This is a genomic window from Bordetella tumbae, assembly GCF_965139195.1.
Taxonomy (GTDB): Bacteria; Pseudomonadota; Gammaproteobacteria; order Burkholderiales; family Burkholderiaceae_B; genus Bordetella_A; species Bordetella_A tumbae.
In genome coordinates this window covers 81,539-100,513 of record NZ_CBCSJH010000016.1, presented here as the reverse complement: position 1 = coordinate 100,513, position 18,975 = coordinate 81,539, and the positions used below count along the sequence as shown (strand labels likewise).

The 18,975-nt window shown below is 61.0% G+C and carries 14 protein-coding genes; 9 read left to right on the top strand and 5 right to left on the bottom strand.

All coding sequences use genetic code 11. From position 1 onward, the window contains the following. The first annotated feature begins 248 nt into the window (after positions 1-248). The 4 genes from rsmD to ACNA0J_RS17280 all read left to right on the top strand — a co-directional run bounded on the left by rsmD (position 249) and on the right by ACNA0J_RS17280 (position 3,063). Positions 249-830 carry a 16S rRNA (guanine(966)-N(2))-methyltransferase RsmD gene (gene rsmD, locus ACNA0J_RS17295; RefSeq protein ID WP_415820090.1) on the top strand — a complete coding sequence of 194 codons (582 nt, stop codon included), beginning with the start codon at positions 249-251 and terminating at the stop codon, positions 828-830. 58 nt (positions 831-888) lie between these two features. Next, positions 889-1,413 (top strand): pantetheine-phosphate adenylyltransferase, encoded by a 525-nt coding sequence (gene coaD / locus ACNA0J_RS17290; RefSeq protein WP_415820089.1) that lies wholly within the window; start codon positions 889-891, stop codon positions 1,411-1,413. A 193-nt stretch (positions 1,414-1,606) separates the two neighbouring features. Next, positions 1,607-1,861 (top strand): YfhL family 4Fe-4S dicluster ferredoxin, encoded by a 255-nt coding sequence (locus ACNA0J_RS17285; protein WP_094823017.1) that lies wholly within the window; start codon positions 1,607-1,609, stop codon positions 1,859-1,861. Beyond that, positions 1,858-3,063: a benzoate/H(+) symporter BenE family transporter gene (locus ACNA0J_RS17280; protein ID WP_415820088.1), complete on the top strand. Its 1,206-nt coding sequence runs from the start codon at positions 1,858-1,860 to the stop codon at positions 3,061-3,063. Before ACNA0J_RS17285 ends, ACNA0J_RS17280 begins: the two co-directional genes overlap by 4 nt. Before the next feature lie 11 nt (positions 3,064-3,074). Here ACNA0J_RS17280 and ACNA0J_RS17275 read toward each other — a convergent pair whose 3' ends face one another. Together ACNA0J_RS17275 and ACNA0J_RS17270 are read right to left on the bottom strand one after the other, a co-directional pair. Beyond that, a complete protein-coding gene (locus ACNA0J_RS17275) occupies positions 3,075-3,461 on the bottom strand; it encodes an MOSC N-terminal beta barrel domain-containing protein (protein WP_415820087.1) in 387 nt (128 codons plus the stop codon). After that, on the bottom strand, positions 3,458-5,965 hold the full coding sequence (locus tag ACNA0J_RS17270; RefSeq protein ID WP_415820086.1) for an AsmA family protein: 2,508 nt from the start codon (positions 5,963-5,965) through the stop codon (positions 3,458-3,460). Before ACNA0J_RS17270 ends, ACNA0J_RS17275 begins: the two co-directional genes overlap by 4 nt. A gap of 162 nt (positions 5,966-6,127) precedes the next feature. On the opposite strand from ACNA0J_RS17270, the gene ACNA0J_RS17265 reads away from it, so the two are divergent. Together ACNA0J_RS17265 and ACNA0J_RS17260 are read left to right on the top strand one after the other, a co-directional pair. After that, the gene (locus ACNA0J_RS17265) at positions 6,128-7,201 is read left to right on the top strand and encodes an adenosine deaminase (RefSeq protein WP_415820085.1); all 1,074 of its coding nucleotides are present in this window, start codon (positions 6,128-6,130) and stop codon (positions 7,199-7,201) included. Between the two features lie 63 nt (positions 7,202-7,264). Beyond that, the gene (locus ACNA0J_RS17260) at positions 7,265-7,717 is read left to right on the top strand and encodes a MarR family winged helix-turn-helix transcriptional regulator (RefSeq protein WP_415820084.1); all 453 of its coding nucleotides are present in this window, start codon (positions 7,265-7,267) and stop codon (positions 7,715-7,717) included. Positions 7,718-7,788: 71 nt separating this feature from the next. Here the strand turns inward: ACNA0J_RS17260 and ACNA0J_RS17255 are convergent, their stop codons facing one another. Then, positions 7,789-14,562 carry an autotransporter outer membrane beta-barrel domain-containing protein gene (locus ACNA0J_RS17255; RefSeq protein ID WP_415820083.1) on the bottom strand — a complete coding sequence of 2,258 codons (6,774 nt, stop codon included), beginning with the start codon at positions 14,560-14,562 and terminating at the stop codon, positions 7,789-7,791. Between ACNA0J_RS17255 and ACNA0J_RS17250 the strand changes: the two genes are divergently transcribed. The 3 genes from ACNA0J_RS17250 to ACNA0J_RS17240 are packed head-to-tail and all read left to right on the top strand — an operon-like array spanning position 14,554 to position 16,413. Beyond that, entirely contained in the window at positions 14,554-14,835 is a 282-nt protein-coding gene (locus tag ACNA0J_RS17250; RefSeq protein WP_415820082.1) for a hypothetical protein, read from the top strand. The two genes, ACNA0J_RS17255 and ACNA0J_RS17250, sit on opposite strands and share 9 nt — an antisense overlap. After that, positions 14,832-15,569 (top strand): PadR family transcriptional regulator, encoded by a 738-nt coding sequence (locus ACNA0J_RS17245; protein ID WP_415820081.1) that lies wholly within the window; start codon positions 14,832-14,834, stop codon positions 15,567-15,569. Before ACNA0J_RS17250 ends, ACNA0J_RS17245 begins: the two co-directional genes overlap by 4 nt. A 22-nt stretch (positions 15,570-15,591) precedes the next feature. Next, positions 15,592-16,413, top strand: coding sequence for a siderophore-interacting protein (locus ACNA0J_RS17240; RefSeq protein ID WP_415820080.1), 822 nt, complete (start codon positions 15,592-15,594; stop codon positions 16,411-16,413). A 45-nt stretch (positions 16,414-16,458) separates the two neighbouring features. Here the strand turns inward: ACNA0J_RS17240 and ACNA0J_RS17235 are convergent, their stop codons facing one another. Both ACNA0J_RS17235 and ACNA0J_RS17230 read right to left on the bottom strand, forming a co-directional pair. Continuing rightward, positions 16,459-17,883, bottom strand: a complete 1,425-nt coding sequence (locus ACNA0J_RS17235) for an aldehyde dehydrogenase family protein (protein ID WP_415820079.1) — start codon at positions 17,881-17,883, stop codon at positions 16,459-16,461. Further along, entirely contained in the window at positions 17,880-18,965 is a 1,086-nt protein-coding gene (locus ACNA0J_RS17230; protein WP_415820078.1) for an alcohol dehydrogenase, read from the bottom strand. The genes ACNA0J_RS17235 and ACNA0J_RS17230 overlap by 4 nt, the downstream gene beginning before the upstream one ends. Positions 18,966-18,975: the final 10 nt, after the last annotated feature.

Below are 18,975 nucleotides of genomic sequence, written 5' to 3'. Positions count from 1 at the left end.
TCGTTGGCGCGTGCAACGGGCAAGGAAGGGACAGCAGGAGGCTCGGCCGGGGCCTGCTGGGGCGCGGGCTCGTCGGCCAGGCGCGGCTCGTCTGCGGGGGGCGCAGCATCAGGCTGCACCGGCGCGGCAGGCGGCGGAGATTTTTTCTTGAAGAAACGGAACATGGGTGAAAGTATATTCGGTTCCCCGCAGTGCAGCAGCCTGACTCCCCTACCCGGCTGCTATATTCGCGCTGGAGGTTCGCTTTCTTGAAAAAATCCAATACGGGCAATAAGCCCATCCGTATCGTTGCCGGACAATACCGGCGCACGCCTATCGCCGTGCCCGATGTGCCTGGCCTGCGCCCGACGCCTGATCGCGTGCGGGAAACGCTGTTCAATTGGCTGACCCATTTGTGGGATGGAAACTACACTGGCAAACGGGTGCTGGATTTGTTCGCGGGCAGCGGCGCCCTGGGATTCGAGGCGGCATCGCGCGGCGCCACGCAGGTGCAAATGGTCGAAAATGACCGTACCGCTATTGCTGCACTGCGGGCATTGCGCGACAAGCTCAAGGCGGACGCAGTGCGCATTCACGCGGGCGAGGCACTGCAAGTTGTCCAGCGCATGGACGCGTCACGGTTCGATCTGATTTTGTTGGATCCGCCGTTCAATCAGGACTGGTTGCCCCGTTTATGGCCATTATTACCCGGCATTTTGGCCGAAGATGGCTTGATTTACATAGAGTCCGAGGCTGCGCTTGCCCCCCCTGACGAGTTCGAGGTGTTACGTCAGGATCGGGCGGGGGCGGTCCACTACGGACTCATGCAATTTGCTGCAATGCGGAAATAGGTCAATAATCCGCAGTTCGGAGGAAGGTTTACGCAAGTTACGAGGATACGGAGCCCCCATGATTACCGCTGTCTACCCCGGCACGTTTGACCCGCTAACCCGCGGCCACGAGGATTTGGTGCGCCGCGCCGCTGCCCTGTTCGACAAAGTCGTCGTGGGCATCGCTCACAGCCGCAACAAGAAACCGTTCTTCAGCGTCGAGGAACGTGTAGAAATCGCCCAGGAAGTTCTGGGACATTATCCCAATGTCGAGGTCCGCAGCTTCGCCGGGCTGCTCAAGGACTTTGTGCGCGAGCAAAATGGCCGTGTGATCGTGCGCGGCCTGCGGGCGGTGTCTGATTTCGAGTACGAGTTCCAGATGGCCGGGATGAACCGCCACCTGCTGCCCGAAGTCGAAACGATGTTCATGACGCCGTCGGACCAGTATCAGTTCATTTCGGGCACGATTGTGCGTGAAATCGCTCAACTGGGCGGTGATGTCAGCAAGTTCGTGTTCCCGTCGGTCGAGCGCTGGCTGCAAGCCAAGGCCAAGGAACACCGCGAGCAGTCCTGGCCGGCAGCCGGTGGCGCGCCGACCGCCTGATGCGGGCTGGTTTACGCACTGCGGCCTGATCTGGCAATCGATCTGTCTACGCACACGATGATTCGCAGCCAACGGATGTCCTGTCCGCCGCGCTTGCACTGCTGAGGCAGAGCAAGCGCGTCATTCGCGGCCCTGCGCACGGCGGGCGTACAATGGTTGTGTTCTGCACATCCGCGCCGATTCGCCCTCTGTCATGGCTTTAACGATCACCGAAGAATGCATTAATTGCGACGTCTGCGAGCCGCAATGCCCCAACGAGGCCATCTCGATGGGCGAGGATTATTACGTCATCGACCCGGATCGTTGCACGGAATGCGTGGGGCATCACGACGAACCGCAGTGCAAGGTCGTGTGCCCGGTCGAATGCATTGAATTGCATCCTCAATGGCACGAGGGGCAGGAAGCCCTGATGGCCAAATACTATCGCCTGACAAAATCCGCCGCGTGAACGCCTCCGACGCCACTGTCTCTGTGACGCCGCGCAATCCCCCTGCGCGAGACTTTTCCCTCTCGGCCATTGTGGCTGGCTTTGTGGCTGTCCTGGTAGGTTTTGGCGGCACGGCGGTGTTGATTGTGCAGGCCGGACATAGTGCGGGGCTGGATGCTGTGCATATCGGTTCCTGGCTGGCCTCAATTTGCCTGGCTGTTGGGATCGGCGGGCTGGTGATGAGCCTGCGCAGCCGCATGCCTATTGTGTTGGCCTGGTCCACGCCGGGTGCGGCGTTGTTGGTCACCGCGCTGGTTGGTGTGCCGTTTGATCAGGCTGTCGGGGCCTTTGTGCTGGCATCGGCGTTGACGCTGGCGTGCGGTTTGTTTGGCTGGATCGATCCCATCATGCGGCGCGTGCCGGCCGAAATCGCCAGTGCGATGCTGGCGGGCGTACTGCTGAATTTTGGCCTGGGGATTTTTACGCATCTGAGCAAGCAACCGGCGCTGATTCTGGCGATGTGTGCAGCCTATTTGCTGAGTAAACGCTGGATGCCTCGCTACGCGATCATGGCTGTCATGGTGGTGGGGTTGGCGGTTGCGGCGGCGGCAGGTCAGTTGCAGCTCGGTAATGTGGACTGGCAGTTGACGCAGTTCGTCTGGACGACGCCGGCCTTTAGCTGGCAGATCGCTATCAGCCTGGGGATTCCGCTGTTTGTGGTGGCATTGGCTTCGCAGAATCTGCCGGGCCTGGCGATTTTGCAGGCGTCCGGTTATCGGCCCGGGGCCTCCCGGCTGGTGGGCGCCACGGGTTTTCTGAGCCTGTTGGCTGCGCCGTTCGGGTCACACGGAGTGACCTTGGCGGCGATCACCGCGGCGATTTGTACGGGCCCTGAAACCCATCCCGACTCCTCGCGCCGTTATATTGCCGGCGTTGCGTATGGGGTGTTTTATATCTTGCTGAGCGTGGTTGCCGGCGCGGTGGCGGTGTTCTTTCAGGCGCTGCCCGCAGCCTTGATCGCTGCACTAGCGGGCCTGGCCTTGCTGGGTGCGATTCTGGGCGGCATGGCCAACGCCATGGCGAATCCGTCGCGTCGCGAGGCAGCGCTGATCACGCTGTTGGCCACGGCGTCGGGATTCAGTGCCTGGGGAATCGGCTCAGCCTTTTGGGGGCTGGTGGCCGGCCTGATCACGCACTGGGTGTTTGAGTACAAGCGGCGCTGAGCACCGTCCCATCAAGCAGGCCAGTGCACGGCCTCCATCTCGGGATGGACTTTTAGCAGCCGGCACGGGATCTGCAGAAAATTGGATACCCAGGCTGCGGCCAGCTCGCCCTCGTCGACCACGTCCACGGTCTGATCGCCGAGACGGATCTGATAGCGCACGCTGTCATCGTCCTCGATGACGTCCAGCGGAATGTCCAGGCGCAACATCCCGGGGGCCTTCATGACCAGATAGCCCAAGCGCAATTCGACGCTGATCTCGGCCAGCCGCGGGCTGAGGGTGCGGTTCAACCACGTGCCGGCATCGTTGGTGATCAGCCAGCGCTTGTGATAATCCTGGGCCTGGGATTGAGCGGTGACGCCACATTCGGCGATGGGCTGAAAAGCGGACGTGCTCATTTGCCGAGAATTCCCTTGAGTGCTTTATCGATTTTAGGGGCGACTTTTTCGTCGTCCAAGGCCTCTTTCAGGCGTTTTTCCAGGCCTTTTTTGAGGGCCTCGGTCGCTACGCCGCGCCATTGCACAGTGTAGACGGGCTTGTCGAACGGACCGCTGATCAGCACCGGAATGGTGATGCCCTTCAGTTCCTCGAGGTCTTTGCCGTCCTGGCCAGTGCTGGTGTTGACCACACGCACTTTGGCGACGAAATTCAATATGTTCTGGACGAAATCGATTGCTGCGGGATCGCCCTGAGACACCCGCAACAGAGGCGAGGCCATATCCAGGCGTTTCGCCGTGGCGATACCCTTTACAAAGACCAGGTCCGCCTCGAGCGAGGTGAAATCCGTGCTGCGTGTCTGATCAGCAGCCAACGCGGCGTCCTGTTCGGCGCCGGTAAAGGAGGCCTTGATGTCGCGCAGGGTCTGCGCCACGTTGATGCCCGTCACGGCACCGTCACGCAGACGCAGTTGCATGCCGCCGTTCAAGCCGGTGGTCAATGCATAGGAGTTCGAGCCGGCGGTCTTCAGGTCCAGGGCGAGGCTGCCGGTACCAGTCAGTACCGATTTTTTCATCAGATCGGTCAGCAAAGGCCCGATCGAGATGCCGGCCAAGGTCATTTTGGTGGCGATCTGGTTGCCGTTGGCGGCATCGACGGACAGGGCGCCTCCGACCTTGCCGTCGTACAAGGAGGCAGCCAGCGTCGAAACATCGAGCTTGCCTTTGTCGAGTTTGAGCTTGGCTGTCAGATCGCTAGCTTTCAGGCCGCGAACGACCAGTTGGCCGATTTTGACCGTACCGTTTGCCGTGGGACCGACCAGCGCAGACAAATCAATCGAGCCATCGGCAGCAGCCGGCGCCTCGGCAGGCGCTGCGGTATCGGGTTTTTTCTCGGGGTCATCCTGTTTGCCGTCACCCTCGGGGGCTTTGGGCGCAGGCGCGGCGACCGGCGGCGCCAGTTTGTCCAGATCGAGGGTATCGACCGCCAGGGCGAATGTGATGTCGGGCACGGCGGACAGTTGCTTGACGTCGGCCGTCAGGTCGAATTTGCCGCCCTCCAGCACCGCGTTGATCCTGGCGCCCGCCTGGTCTTTTTGCAGATTGGCGTTCATGCTGCCGATGACGGGGATCTGCAGGCTGCCTTTGGGCAGGCCGGGATCGGTGATGTTGACCTCGCCTCGCAAAGTCAGCAGGCTGATGGCGCGTTGCCAGAGGTTGAACGTCGCGGGCGAGCTGAATGCGGCCTTGATGACGCGTTCGCCCTTGGTGAGCGTGCTGTCGAATTTGACTTCCTTGATGTCCAGCTCGCTGGCATTGCCGCTGATGCCGTTCAGGCCAAAGCTGGCGTCCAGGCCCTGCAGGCGAATCCGCCCCGTCAGGGCCTGGCCGGTCGCCTCGGAGGGCGAGATATTCAGCCCCGGCGCGTCGGCGGCCAATTCAAATGGCCCGCCAGGCAAGGCGCCCTTGGCGCGCACAGCGAGTTTGTCCAGTTGCAGTTCGAGCTTGTGCGGATCCATCGCGAGTTTCGGAATGGTCACGCTGGCTTCGACGTTTTTCATTGGGGAGGGCTGATCCGGCACATTCCCCTGGAACAGGATCTCAAGCCCGCTGACGTCTACAGACGAGGTTTGGCCGTTGAAAGCAAGGTTGCCGCGGGCGCTCAGACTCTTGGCCTCGGCGCCCAGCACATTGCCGTCCATGCGCATATCGAGCTTTTGCGCCGCGAAACGCCTGGCCAGCGGGTCCAGCATCAACAGGCCCTGCCCCGTCAGATTGGCGTCCATACGGGGATTTCCACCCTCGACGCGAGCCGACAAGGTGACGTCGAACGGCTGTTTGTAGGTCACGCGGCCGGTGTTGGCCGTCAGATTGGTCACGGCTACGGCCATGCCGGAGATCTCGTCCTGTAGCTGCAATTCACCCGATTGCAGGTCCAGGCCGGCGATATCGATCTGCATGGTGGCGGGCGCCGATGCGCCCCCCGTAGTGAGCGCCTGCGCCGCCCCGGCCATCGCGCCGACAGCCGCCTCGGCAGGGCCGCGGGGCTTGTCGGTGGACATGATGCCGCCGCCGACCAGATCCTCGAAATTCAGATGGCCATTTTTGTCGCGCACGGCGCGGACTTTGAAACCATTGATGGTGACATGGTCCACCACGAGATTGCTCGACAGCAAGGGCCAGACAGCGACTGCCAGGCGCATACTCTCGATCGAGGCAAAGGTCTCGGAACTGTTGACTTCCGACAGGGAGACGCCCTGAACCGCCAATCCAATACGCGGAAACAGCGACAGCTCGATGTCGCCATCAATTGCCAACGTACGGTGGTAACGCTCCTGGACGATCTCTTCCAACTTGTACTTGTACGCGTTGGGATCGAACGTGAGCAAAAAGATGGCCAGGCCGACGACGGCCACAAGAACCAACACTACCAGGCCAATCACTATGCGCTTAAACCACGTTTTCATCGCCGCCCCGCGGGTACCTCGACTAGGAATAATAGGGGTAATCGCCCGCAATCCGGTATGGTATTGGGGGATTCCAGCCGCTTCGAGCCAGCGGCGTGCCGCTATGGTAACAAACCAGGGGCAGGAATCCGCGCTAACTTACTGATAAATACGGCTCTTAATATGCACATACTTACTGATTTTCCCCGCCAGCAGCTGTTCGAATTGCTGCGTACCATGCCCAAAGCGGAGCTCCACGTGCACATCGAAGGCACGCTGGAGCCCGAATTGATCTTTGCCCTGGCGCAGCGAAACGGCGTGACCCTGCCCTATGACGGCATCGAGGCGCTGCGCGCCGCGTATGCCTTTACCGACCTGCAGAGCTTTCTGGATATCTATTACGCTGGGGCGGGCGTCCTGCTGCACGAACAAGATTTCTTTGACATGGCGATGGCGTATTTTCATCGCGCGGCAGCGGATCGGATCGTACACGCCGAGTTGTTCTTTGATCCGCAAACCCATACCGCGCGCGGCGTTCCGATAGGAACGGTGATCCGCGGCCTGACTCGCGCCTGCGATACCGCGCGCGAGCAGCTGGGCATCAGCAGCGCGCTGATCCTGTGTTTCCTGCGCCATCTGAGCGAGGCCGACGCGTTCGACACGCTGGAGCAGGCGCTGCCCTACCGTGAGCACTTTATCGGCATAGGGCTCGATAGCAGCGAACGCGGCAATCCGCCGGAAAAGTTCGCTCGTGTCTTTGCCCGGTGCCGCGAGCTGGGTTTGCGTATCGTGGCGCATGCAGGCGAGGAAGGCCCGGCCGACTACATCCACGACGCTCTCGACCTGCTGGGCGCGGAACGGGTGGATCATGGCGTGCGCTGTGTCGAAGACCCTCTGCTGGTCGAACGCCTGGCACGCGAACGTATTCCGTTGACGGTCTGCCCGCTGTCCAATATCAAGCTGTGCGTCTTCGATACGATGGCCGCTCACAATATGGCGGTGCTGCTGGAGGCAGGCCTGTGCGTGACGGTGAACTCGGATGATCCGGCTTATTTCGGCGGCTATCTCAATCAGAATTTTGTAGAAACGTTCGAGGCGCTGCCCCAATTGGGAGCAAGCCACGCCGTACAGTTAGCGAAAAACAGCTTTGACGCCAGCTTCGTCTCTGACGAGCAAAAGGCCCGTTGGCATGATGAGTTGGCGCGCACGGTGGCCCGGTTCGGACCGGAACAAACCGCCCCGTTAACGGCGGCCTGACGTTTCCTGGCACAATCTGTCTCAACTCATTGCTTTCCGGCCTCTGCGCGAGGAGACCTCACTTTGCCGAAACAACACCAAGGGCTGCAAGTCATTCAGCATCTGGGCCAAGCCTATCGCTCCATGCAAGCCGCTTTCAGCGGCCGTGTGGGGCATGCTTTGCCGCGCTGGCGCATTTTGTTCACGCTGCACGAACATGGTCAGTGTTCGCAAAAAATGCTGGCTGAACAATGCCGGCTGGATCCGGCTTCGCTGACCCGCTTGCTGCAGGCCATGCAACAACAAGGCTGGGTCACTCGCAGCGCGGATCGGAACGACAACCGGGTCACCAATGCCTCGCTGACGCCAGCTGGCCAAGCCGTGGTCGACGACGCCCTGCCTCGCCGCGAAGCCTTTTTTGAAGACGCATTGCAAGGGTTATCCGACGAAGACGTCCAGGCGTTGACACACGCGTTGGATGTGCTGGAACGCAATTTTTCGCAAGCAGGCGCATCGCGCGTCGATCAGGAAAACTAAGACTGCCTCATCCTGGGAAACGAGAGCTGACTGACGTTTCCCAGGTTTCGTGCAGCATCCAAGCCAAGCGCTCAGAACGGCACCATCAATTTCAACGAGCCTCGGTGGCTTTGTACGTGTGATGAAAACTCACCGTCATACTGCAACCGAAAGTCCACACCGCCCGCATTAGAGACTTGAATGCCCGCGCCGATGCGGCCTATCACGTCGTCCATCGGTATCGACGATTCAAAACTGCCAGTGCCTGCCTGCGCGCCCTGCAATTTTGCTTTGACCTTGTACTCGTCGTCAGACAAGAACGACGCGCCCGCATACATGTAGGGCCGCATGGTGGTCCCTTTGGTCAACGGCACCCGGCCGCCGATCTCCAGCGTGGGAGACAGGCCGACGATGAATTTGTCGCTGCTTTCGATATCCAGATGCTCGGCTTTGCGCGATTCGCTGTAGCCAGGCATACGCGTGTAGAACGCGTCCAGATCGACATAAGGTTTCAGATAAAACTGCTCTGCGGCGAAGGTGCGCGCGATGCGCAAACGCATCCCCGCGCCATAGACGTCCACGTCGGAACTGGCGGTGCTTTGCATACCGGGGAAGTTGATGCCGCGATCAATATCGTATTGACCGTAGCCGCCGCCCAATGCTGCGGAGAAGGTCCATGGTCCTGCTTCGCGCTTGAGCACCAGTCCGGCATAACCACTATCGCCTTTACCGGTGACACGTCCGTCGTCGCCGCGCATATGCGTGTTTTCATACGCGACGGACCCGCCTAAGAACCAGCCCGGGCTGACCTGGCGTTGACCGCCGAACTGATAGGTCACGCCGTCAAACGAGAAGCCCGATATGCCGTTATCGCCATCCTGATTGGTGTTCACGCCGGATACTTGGCCCCACAGGCAATCCTGTTCACCCGACAGCGCATCCGCGCCTTGGAACATCGGGCAGGACATCATTGCGCCCGTGAAGCGCGCCATGCTGGCTTGCATCTGTGCAGCCGGCGCGACAGCGACGCCAGGAGACAGGTCGGCCAAGCGGTCGGAATAATTTTTCGCCCCGCCGCGTGAGGCCATATCGAGTGCGGCATACAACGGCGCCAAGTCGTTCGAGCCGCCGTCTTGATTCCACGTACTCTGCACATGCGCGGCAACCGTGCCTTGGTTATCCGCCAGACTCATCGATGGGGGCGCAAAATCGGCGCTCACCACGCGCATGTGGACTTGATTCCCCTGCAGCGTGGCATCGTAGTCAACGACCGGACTATCGTAGGCCACGGGCGTGCCCTGAATTCCGCCTTCAAGGGTCGCCACCGCAACCTCGCGGCCAGGCAATAGTGCCAGCGGCACGACGCTCACTTGCCCATCCAATTTGGTATCGCCTTTGACCACCAGATGTGATGCACGCAATGCCGAAAAATCCGCATTGGCCTGCAGCGTGCCGGTGGACCGCTGCGTAAAGTCGCCAGATACTGTCAACGTGTCCGTCTCAGCCGTGCGGCCTATCGCCACCAGACCCGCGTTATCAATGTTCGCCTGATAACTCGTCGCTCCGCTTAGCGTACCGGTTTCCTTGTTCTGTACATCGCAAGCAATACTGCCACTGCCGTTCTGGCAGTTGATGTCGCCGTTGATCACGCCCGCATTGCCGATACTCAATGTCGGCCTCGCGACATCGGCCACGGCCAAGGAAGAGGTTTTGTATTGTGGGCCGGCGACGCCGCTGTAACGCACTGCAGTGCCGCCAGAGGCCACCGTAATCACACCATCGGTACCAACGTTGAGCACATTCGAGTTGTTGCCGGCGATCCAGACACCGTTGGCCTCAGAACCCGATCCGCCTGCGACAGTACCGTTCACGTTGACCGTCACGACGCCCGTGCCGTCCGGCCCATCGCTTTGCGCAAAAATACCGGTGCCGCCGCTGCCGCCAGCACTGACCAGGCCGGACTGCGTCACGGTGACGTCGCCGCCGGAGCCGGCGCTGGCACCCGATACACCGGTACTGCCGGCAAAACCACCATCGGCGCTGCCACCGAGACCGCCGCCGCCGCCGATCGATTGCGCGATGATGCCGAACGCGTTCACGCCACTGGTCTGCACATCGCCGTCAACATTGACCGTGACCGCCTTGCCGCTGCCACTGCTGCCCTGTGTAGAGTCGTTATCTTTCCAACCGCTCGTACCCAATTCCGTCCCGACGGATGTATCACCCGCGATGCCGCCCCCGCCGCCGATCGATTGCGCAATCAGCCCATGCGCCCCGGCACCGGATGTCTTGATATAGCTGTCGCTCGTAAAACTGAGCGTCACCGTTTCACCATCGCCTGATATACCCTCGGTGCCGCCGAGCCCCACGCCGCTGTAGTGTTGCACTTCACCGGCGCCGCCCAGGCCGCCACCGCCGCCGATGGACTGTGCCAACACACCGTAAGCCCGATCCCCCGTTGTGATGGAGTTCAGCCCCGTGCTGACATTCACCACGCCACCGTTGCCCGCCAGTCCGCCGCTGCCGCCTACCGACACCTGCATGGCATGACTGTTTTGCGCGAGCAGTTTCGACGCGCTATTACCCGCGCCACCGATACCGCCACCGCCACCGATCGACTGCATGGCCAGACCAGGCGCATCATCCCCCCCAGTACTCACCGTCAGCCATCCTGGGCCATTCGCCCCGTCGGCCACCTGTATGGTGCCGCCATCGCCGGCCTGACCGCCAGTTCCCCCGTAGGACGCGCCAACTGTGATCGTGCCGTAGGCCTGGTCCGAACCGTCGCCACCTTGGCCACCACCGCCGCCAATGGACTGCAACAGCACACCGTAGGCGTAGTACCCTGCGGTGGAAATACTATTGTTGTGCTCGTCATCGAAATAGACATTCAATGCACCGCCGTTGCCACCGGATCCTCCTGTGCCTCCGACACTGATCAGGGCATTCGCCCGAACCTTGCTGCCCGAGGAGGTTGATGAGCCCCCTGTACCGCCGCCGCCGCCGATAGATTGCAAGACCAAGCCGTCGGCCCAATCACCGCTGGTACCAATTTTCCCCGCAAAGGTCGTATTCACCGTGCCGCCGTTCCCGCCCGTGCCGCCATTGCCTCCCACGTCGACACCGAAGGCATACGTCGAGCCGGTATCGTCCAGGCGCTCTTTATTGTCGCTATGGGTGCCGATCCGATCCAGAATGGGATAGGACGATGCGTCCGCGCCTAACGATCCCCCTAATCCACCGCCACCGCCAATCGATTGCAGCAACACGCCGTCGGCATCACCGCCCTCGGTACGGATCGCCCCCTGCAGCGTCGCATTGATCGTGCCGCCCGTCGCGCCAGAGGCGCCTGTTGCCCCCAGGCCAACTTGAAGGCGCGCAGAAGGCGTCTCGCTAAACGACGAGGCGATACTCATCGTTCCCCCTTGAGAGGCACCGCCCCCGCCGCCAATCGACTGCGCAACGATGCCGCGTGATCCTGAACCGAGCGTACGAATCACGAAATTGGGATTCAACGTGATATTGACATCGCCGCCCGTGCCGCCTGCACCGCCCGTACCGCCCAACGCCAGGGTCGCCTTGATGGAGGTGGGGCCGCCATGAGTGTATGCATTACTGCTGCCTATACCGCCATTGCCGCCGCCTCCGCCTATTGATTGCGCCAAGACGCCGTTGGCGTAATCGCCATAGGTGATGATCGAAGACGCCGGCGGCGTGTCTTTCGTCGGAGGCGTCGACAATAGTGGCGGCAACGCCGCATACCCCGAGCCGCTATCGCCCAGGCTGATCTGCACGCCGCCACCATCGCCCCCCGCGGTTCCTGTCCCGCCGAAGGTCATGGCAGCCGTCGCGGCCACCGTGGTTTCATCGCCGATCGTGGTCGCCAAAACGGAAGAGTCGCCGCCATTACCGCCGCCCCCGCCTATGGACTGCGCTACGACAGCGTGCGATCCATCGCCCAGCGTCGTAACGGTCGAGCCGTTGTTCAACACGACCTCTGTCGTACATGAACTGCCGCCGTCTGGACAAGCATGACCGCCCGAGCCGCCCGAGCCACCAATCGATGATTCGAAATTGAACGCCGCCGAAACGCCGTCGCCTGTCGGCACCGCCACTACCGCATCACTGGCGGCGGAACTGCCGCCGTTACCGCCACCGCCGCCAATGGTTTGTGCAAGAATGCCGAGCGAATCGTTGGGTGCATACGTCTCGGGGTCGATTGCCGAGCTGTCGTAATCCATCCCCGTCGCGATATGCGAGTTGGACAGATTCACTGTGACCGCATTCCCTGTCCCGCCAGACCCGCCGCTGCCGCCTAACACCATAGCGGCATTGAATCCGACCGTCGCATCGGAATAACTGGCGCCGCCGCCATTGCCGCCGCCACCGCCAATGGATTGCGCGAGTATGCCCGTCGAATGAGCGCCTCCGGTATTGATATGCAGGTTGGAATAGCCCACCGTGACATCAGAGGAATGTCCTCCGTCGCCCCCGCTACCGCCCAATTGCAATGCGACAAAAGACCCGAGGCTGACATTTTTGACGCTGCCTCCTGTACCGCCGCCGCCGCCGATACTTTGCGCGATGATCCCGGACGAGTAATTGCCGTGGGTCACGATATTCCCCGTCGAATACGAGGTTGTTCCGCTCCCGCATCCTCCATGGTTACTCAAGCAGGCTTCGCCACCATTGCCACCACCGCTGGCGCTGCCGCCAATCGCCACGGAAACCCCAACGGACGCCGTAAACGTATCCCCACCATTGCCACCGCCACCGCCAATACTTTGCGCCACGACACCGGGGCTGAACTGGCCTGACGTCGTGACCTGGCCGAGATCGCCAAACGTAACGCTGCCACCCGAGCCGCCACCGCCCCCTGCGCCGCCGACTCCCACCACGCCCAAGCTATCGCCGCCGCTGCCACCACCGCCGCCGATGGACTGCGCCACCATGCCGATAGCGGCATCACCTGTGGTTGTAATCGTGCCGCCGGTATTGTTGACCACCACACTATTGCCGTCCGATCCCGAGGTGCCATCCGACGAATTACCCCCGACACTGAGCAGGCCTGTCGCACTGCCCGATGCCCCGCCGCCGCCGCCGATCGATTGCGCGACGATGCCGTGCGAGTCGTAGCCCGACGTGGTAATCGATCCCGAATTGGTGATCTGAACCGAGCTGGCCGAACCACCGCCCGCGCCGCCGCCGCCCAGCGATACGAACGAAGACGTGTCTGCTCCGCCCGCGCCGCCACTGCCTGCGATGGATTGCCCCACGACACCATAGGCATGTTGACCGCTTGTTTGAATCGATCCGTCGGTCGTGACGTAGACTTGCCCGGCATTGCCGCCATTGCCGCCGTTGCCGCCTTGGCCGCCCAGCACTGATACAAAATCGCTGCCGGTGCCGCCTCCGCCGCCAATCGACTGCGCGACCACACCTATCGCGAAATTTCCATTCGTTGTAATCGTCGTATTGTCGTCGGCCTGTATGGTCACAGTACCCGCATCGCCGCCAAATCCCCCGCCACCGGCTTGGCCAGCCAGGGCGGTACTGTCCGCGCCGTCGCCGCCCTGCCCGCCCAGGCTCTGTGCCGCGATGCCCACGAGATTTTCGCCCCGCGTCGTCACGGTGGCGCCGGAATGTAGATTCACCGTCGCCGTTCCGCCATCGCCGCCATTGCCGCCCGAATGATCCTTGTCTGGCCCGCCGCCACCTTTGCCGCCCAAGGCTCTGGCAGCTATCCCGGCCCCCTCGATAGTCGAGCCTGACCATTCGACATCCACCAATACGGAACCATAGGCATCGACAACCACTTTCTGGGTCCAGGCGGGTGAATCGCCATTACCGTTCGGAGAATTACCCCCGCCATCTCCGCCATTGTCACTATCGTCCGTAGAGGCAGTACCGTCACCTCCCGAAGTCTCTGCCCTGATTCCGAAAATCTTTGCGCCCTGATTGACCTGCCAATAGCTGGTGGCCGAACCGTACTGCGTCACCTGCACCGTTCCACCCGTGCCGGCGTTGCCGTTTTTTTGCCCCCCCATTCCGCCTACTGACGTTGCAGAAATCGCCGCCCCGATCGTATTCGTGCGCAAGCGCGCACCACTGCTACCGAGGTTGATCGCACCGCTAGTGGTGACGGTCACCGTACTGCCATTGCCCCCCGTCCCGCCGATCTGATCGCCGTACTCGAGTGTGGGATCGTTCTGTTGGCCGCCGGCGCCTCCTGTGGAGGTAGCGTTAATGCCAAAGAGACCCGTCGTGGGGGTATCTACCGGGCCCTCTATCGTCAAGTTACCCGTGTTCTGGACGGTCACGAGTTGCCCGAATCCGCCCTGCCCGCCATTGGAGTCATTGTTGTCGTTGTCCTGATCGGCTTGACCGCCGTAGGAACCCGCGAGAATCAAGCTGTTCACGTTGGAGATCGTCGTGCCTGTCAACGTCACGTCATAGGCATTCGTCACGGTGACTTGTCCACCGTTTCCCGCCGTCCCTTCGTCGACGCCTGCTCCACCCGTTGTTGCGCCAGTCACGACACCCATGGTGTTTTGGGAGCCCAAAACGTTAATGTAGGTCGCGGCATCAATGGAGTGGGATCTCGTCGTGGTCACACCATTTTCATCTCCGCCAGTTTCACCGTCTTTTTCATTGTTTTTATCGACGCCGTCATCGCCCTTGCACATGCCGTACATGTACGCATAGCTTCCGTCATCACCAGTGCCCCAGCAGGTCCCTGCACGGACATCTCCCGTCAAGCTGCATCCCCACACACCGAGTGCCGACAGGATCGCCAATCGCAGCGCGTTCTGGCGCATCGATGGAAAGGACACGCGGCGCGCAGAGAACGATGTGGATTGATTCATGATGATGTGAAGTTCCCGGACGAAAGAAGGCCTCCTTTCCGCGCACCGCTCCCCATGCAGAAAGGTCTGGATACGAGATTCTGCGTTTTCATTGCAGCAGCGCAATATTTTTTCGACGAAACCGGGGTTTTTATCGATGAAATGCAGCTTGCTGCTCAACGAAACAACATTGCGAATTCTTTTTTCCCTGGCGGGATTGTTCGTACCAATGCCAAAACCCAAATCATTAGCCTTGACATCACAATATCGTTAGATATATCGTACGATACATGAAAGATACGCAAACACGCCCGACACACCCTACGCACCCTGACGATCTGCATCGATCTGGTTCGCGTCATACCTCGCCCGCCCAGGACGCCGCCGGCCACCATGGCCGGCATGGCGGTCACGGCAAAATGCGTGGTGGCCATGGCATGGGGGGCGAGAGCATGATGCGTGGCGGGCATGGCATGGGCGGCGACGGCATGATGCGCGGCCGTAAATTCAGCGCCGAAGACCTGCAATTGATGCTCTTGGCCCTGATCGAAGAACAAGCCCGCCACGGCTATGAACTGATCAAGGAAATAGAAGCCCGCACCAACGGCTACTACACGCCCAGTCCCGGCGTGGTCTACCCTGCGCTGACTTATCTCGAGGAACTCGACTACACCACCGTCGAGACGCATGGCACCCGCAAACGCTATCACTTGGCCGACGCTGGCCGTGCCCATCTGGACAGCCAACGCGACCGGGTAGAACTACTGCTCGCAGGCCTGCAACACGTAGCGCGCAAGATGGCCTGGATGAAACAAGCCTGGCAAGGCGACCCTGGCGCGCAAGAAGCCGTCCAAGCCAGCGGCTGGCTGCGGGAATACGTCGAGGCCCGCCGCGCCCTGCGCGAAGCGCTCGTGCGCCGCTCCGAAGCCGACGAGGCCGAGCAACGCCGCATCATCGTCATCCTGGAACGCGCCACGGCGGACATTCTGGGTCAGGCAGCCGGGTCCTGTGATCCCGTCACTGACTGACGCCACTGATACAAGGATATTTATGGATACCGCATCCACCGACCGCTATGCCGTACAAAAAGTCCGGCATCCCCTGAAGTCCCGCCTGCTGCAAGTCAGCCGCGTACAGCCGCTGAGTGCGCACATGGTGCGCATCACGCTGACCGGCGATGATCTCGAGGGCTTTGTCTCCGCTTCGTTTGACGACCACGTCAAAGTTTTTCTGCCCGAGGGTGACGCTCTGCCTGTCATTCCCACCATCGGCCCCAACGGCCCGGAATTTCCCGCCGGCGTGGCACGCCCTCAGGCGCGCGATTACACGCCGCGCAGCTATCGCCCGGACACCAAAGAACTCGATGTCGATTTCGTGCTGCACGACCACGGTCCCGCCGGTACTTGGGCCATTCAAGCAGCGCCAGGCCAACACTTAGGCGTTGCCGGGCCGCGCGGTTCGTTTGTCATCCCGCATGATTTTGATTGGCATCTGTTGATCGGCGATGAAACGGCATTGCCCGCTATCGCGCGGCGTCTGGAAGAACTCCCCGCAGGCAAACGCGTGCTCGCTGTCATCGAAACCCGCGGCCCCGATGCCCGCATCGACCTGCCTACGCAAGCCGACGCTACGGTGCAATGGGTAAACGGCGGCACCGACGCCGAGGGCTCCGAATCCGTGTTGGAACGCGTGGTTCGCCGTCTGCAATTGCCCGAGGGCGAAGGCTACATCTGGGCTGCAGGCGAGTCCGCCGCTATTCGCAGCGTGCGCCAGTATCTCGTCCAGGAGCGCGGCATCGACAAATCCCGCATTCGTGCGTCTGCCTATTGGCGGCGCGGCAATCAAGGGGCGCACGAAGTACTGGAGGATTAAGCGGCGGGGGGCGAAGCGCCGAGGACACGGCGCCTGCCATGCCATTTAATTTATGAGCGTCACTCTCGTCTGCACATTGGTGTATTCCAGCAATCCCTCCATTGCGTTTTCCACACCGATCCCTGACTGTTTCTGTCCGCCGAATGGCGCGTTCGGCGACATCACATGTATGTGATTGACCCAGACCATACCTGTTTGCAGACGCCCCGCGATCTCATACGCCAAGTGTTGATCCCGGCTCCAGACGGAGCCTCCCAAACCATAATCGCTATCGTTGGCGCGATGCACGACCTCATCAATGTCGCGATATTTCAATAGCGGCAACACCGGGCCGAATGCCTCCTCTGTGACGGATCGTGCATCATCCGGCGGGTTATCCAGAATGCAGACCGGGATGAAGTATCCCTTGCCCTCAGGCACATTGCCTCCCAGCAAGAACTTCACACCCGTACGGTGCGCATCTGATATCAGATCCTTTACCCGTTCATACTGCATGCGATTCTGAATCGGTCCCAATCCAATGCCCGGATCAGCACCGTTGCCCATTTCGACGGTACGTGCGTAGGCCACGAGCTCGCGGCTGAAGTCCTCGTAGATGCTTTCATGCACATACATGCGTTTCGTCGCAAGGCAATATTGCGAGCTATTGCGAAATGCACCCCAAAACAAAGCACGTGCGGTCTGTGCCACATCGACATCCGGCAAAACGATGGCCGCATCATTGCCGCCGAGCTCCAGGGTGATCCTTTTGAGCCGGCTGGACGCACTTTGCATGACACGGCGCCCAGTAGCGGTTGAACCCGTAAAGCCTATTTTGTCGATGCCAGGGTGCTCGGTCAGCCATGGCCCCAAACGATCGGAGCCACTGACCACGTTCAACACACCGGGCGGCAACACATCGCGAAACAGTTCACCCATTTTGAGTGATGTCAGCGGTGTGAATGGCGAGGGTTTCAACACAACGGTATTGCCGGCCAATAATGCCGGCGCCACTTTCCAGATGGCCAGCGTCATGGGGAAATTCCACGGTGCGATGGCGGCCACCACACCGATGGGAGCATGGTGCGTCTCGAAAATATGGCCCACACCGTCATCATGCCGCGACACAGGTAACACCCGCTTCGCGTATTCGCGCAGCCAATGGACGCAACGCCCGACCTCGGCCTTGGCATCAGCGTGGGGCTTGCCCTGTTCTCGTGTCAACAGACGCATGAAGCCGTCTGTGTGCGATGCCAGCAAATCGGCCATCGCATTCAGCGCCTGCTGCCGCTGGGCAAGCGGCTGCACTGACCATGAGGCTTGTGCCCGCCGTGCAGCGGCGACTGCGTCATTCAGTTGATCCAGCGAGGCATCCGGCACACGCGCGATGCACTCTTCTGTCGCAGGATTCAGCACATCCATGCTTTCTGACGACAGCGTCGCGCGGCCGTCAATGGTCATGGCGTAATTCGAATCGAAACTCAGCGTCATGATGCGGCCGTCGCTGAATCATTCGCACTGGGGCAGAGAATCAAGCGTCCCACCACGCGACCTTGCGACAAGTCCTGCAATGCGCTGGCAGCGTCGTCCAGGCAACGGCAGGACGTCGGAATCAAAGTGGGCTGTTTTTCCCGCACCAACTGCATCAGCGACTGCAGTTCGCCCAGATTGCCGATATAGGAACCTTGGACCGTCGCCGCGCGCATGGGCAGCAAGGCCGACGACAATGTCAGTTCACCGCCGAACAATCCCACGACAATCAACTGGCCGCCTTTGGCCAACAGATCCAGTCCCTGTTGCACCGTCGTGCCGTGGCCAACGCAATCAATCACTGCCCATACGGGACCGCCCGCAGCGACGCGTATTTGATCCAACGCATCCGGCGCCCCCGCATCCACCGCACATGTAGCGCCCGCAGCCAGCGCCGCGCCACGGCGCTTACCGTCTGGCTCCAGCACAATCACACTGCCGCATCCCATCGCACGCAACAAGGTGACGCACATCAACCCCAGGCCACCAGCGCCGATCACCAGCACTGCCTCTTGCGCCAGCACGTCACGATCGATTTTGTTGATCGCACTGTAGGTCGTCAAACCCGAACATGCATACGGTGCGGCTTGCTCGGGGGTCAATGTGCCGATATCCACGAGATAACGCGAATGGGGCACCAACAAATGATCGCTATAGCCGCCGGCTCGAAATATGCCTAGAAAACGCGGTTGCGTGCATAGGTTTTCCCGCCCCCGCAAACATACCCGGCATTGGCCGCAACCAATCCATGGATAGACCAGACGGCGATCGCCCGGCCGGACATCGGTCACGTCGGGCCCAACGGCAACCACCTCGCCCACCGTCTCGTGGCCCAGCGTCAACGGCAAACCAACGCCACGATCCGCCATGTTCAAACGCTTGCCGCCACCAAGATCGTACGAACCCTCCCACGTGTGAATATCGGTATGGCATACGCCGGCTGCCAACACGCGCAACAGCACCTCATTGCCCCGCGGTTGTGGCGTCGCGCGCTCAATGCGCTGCAACGGTTGTCCAAAGGCCACTACGTCCTGGCTGATCATGTCTGTCCTC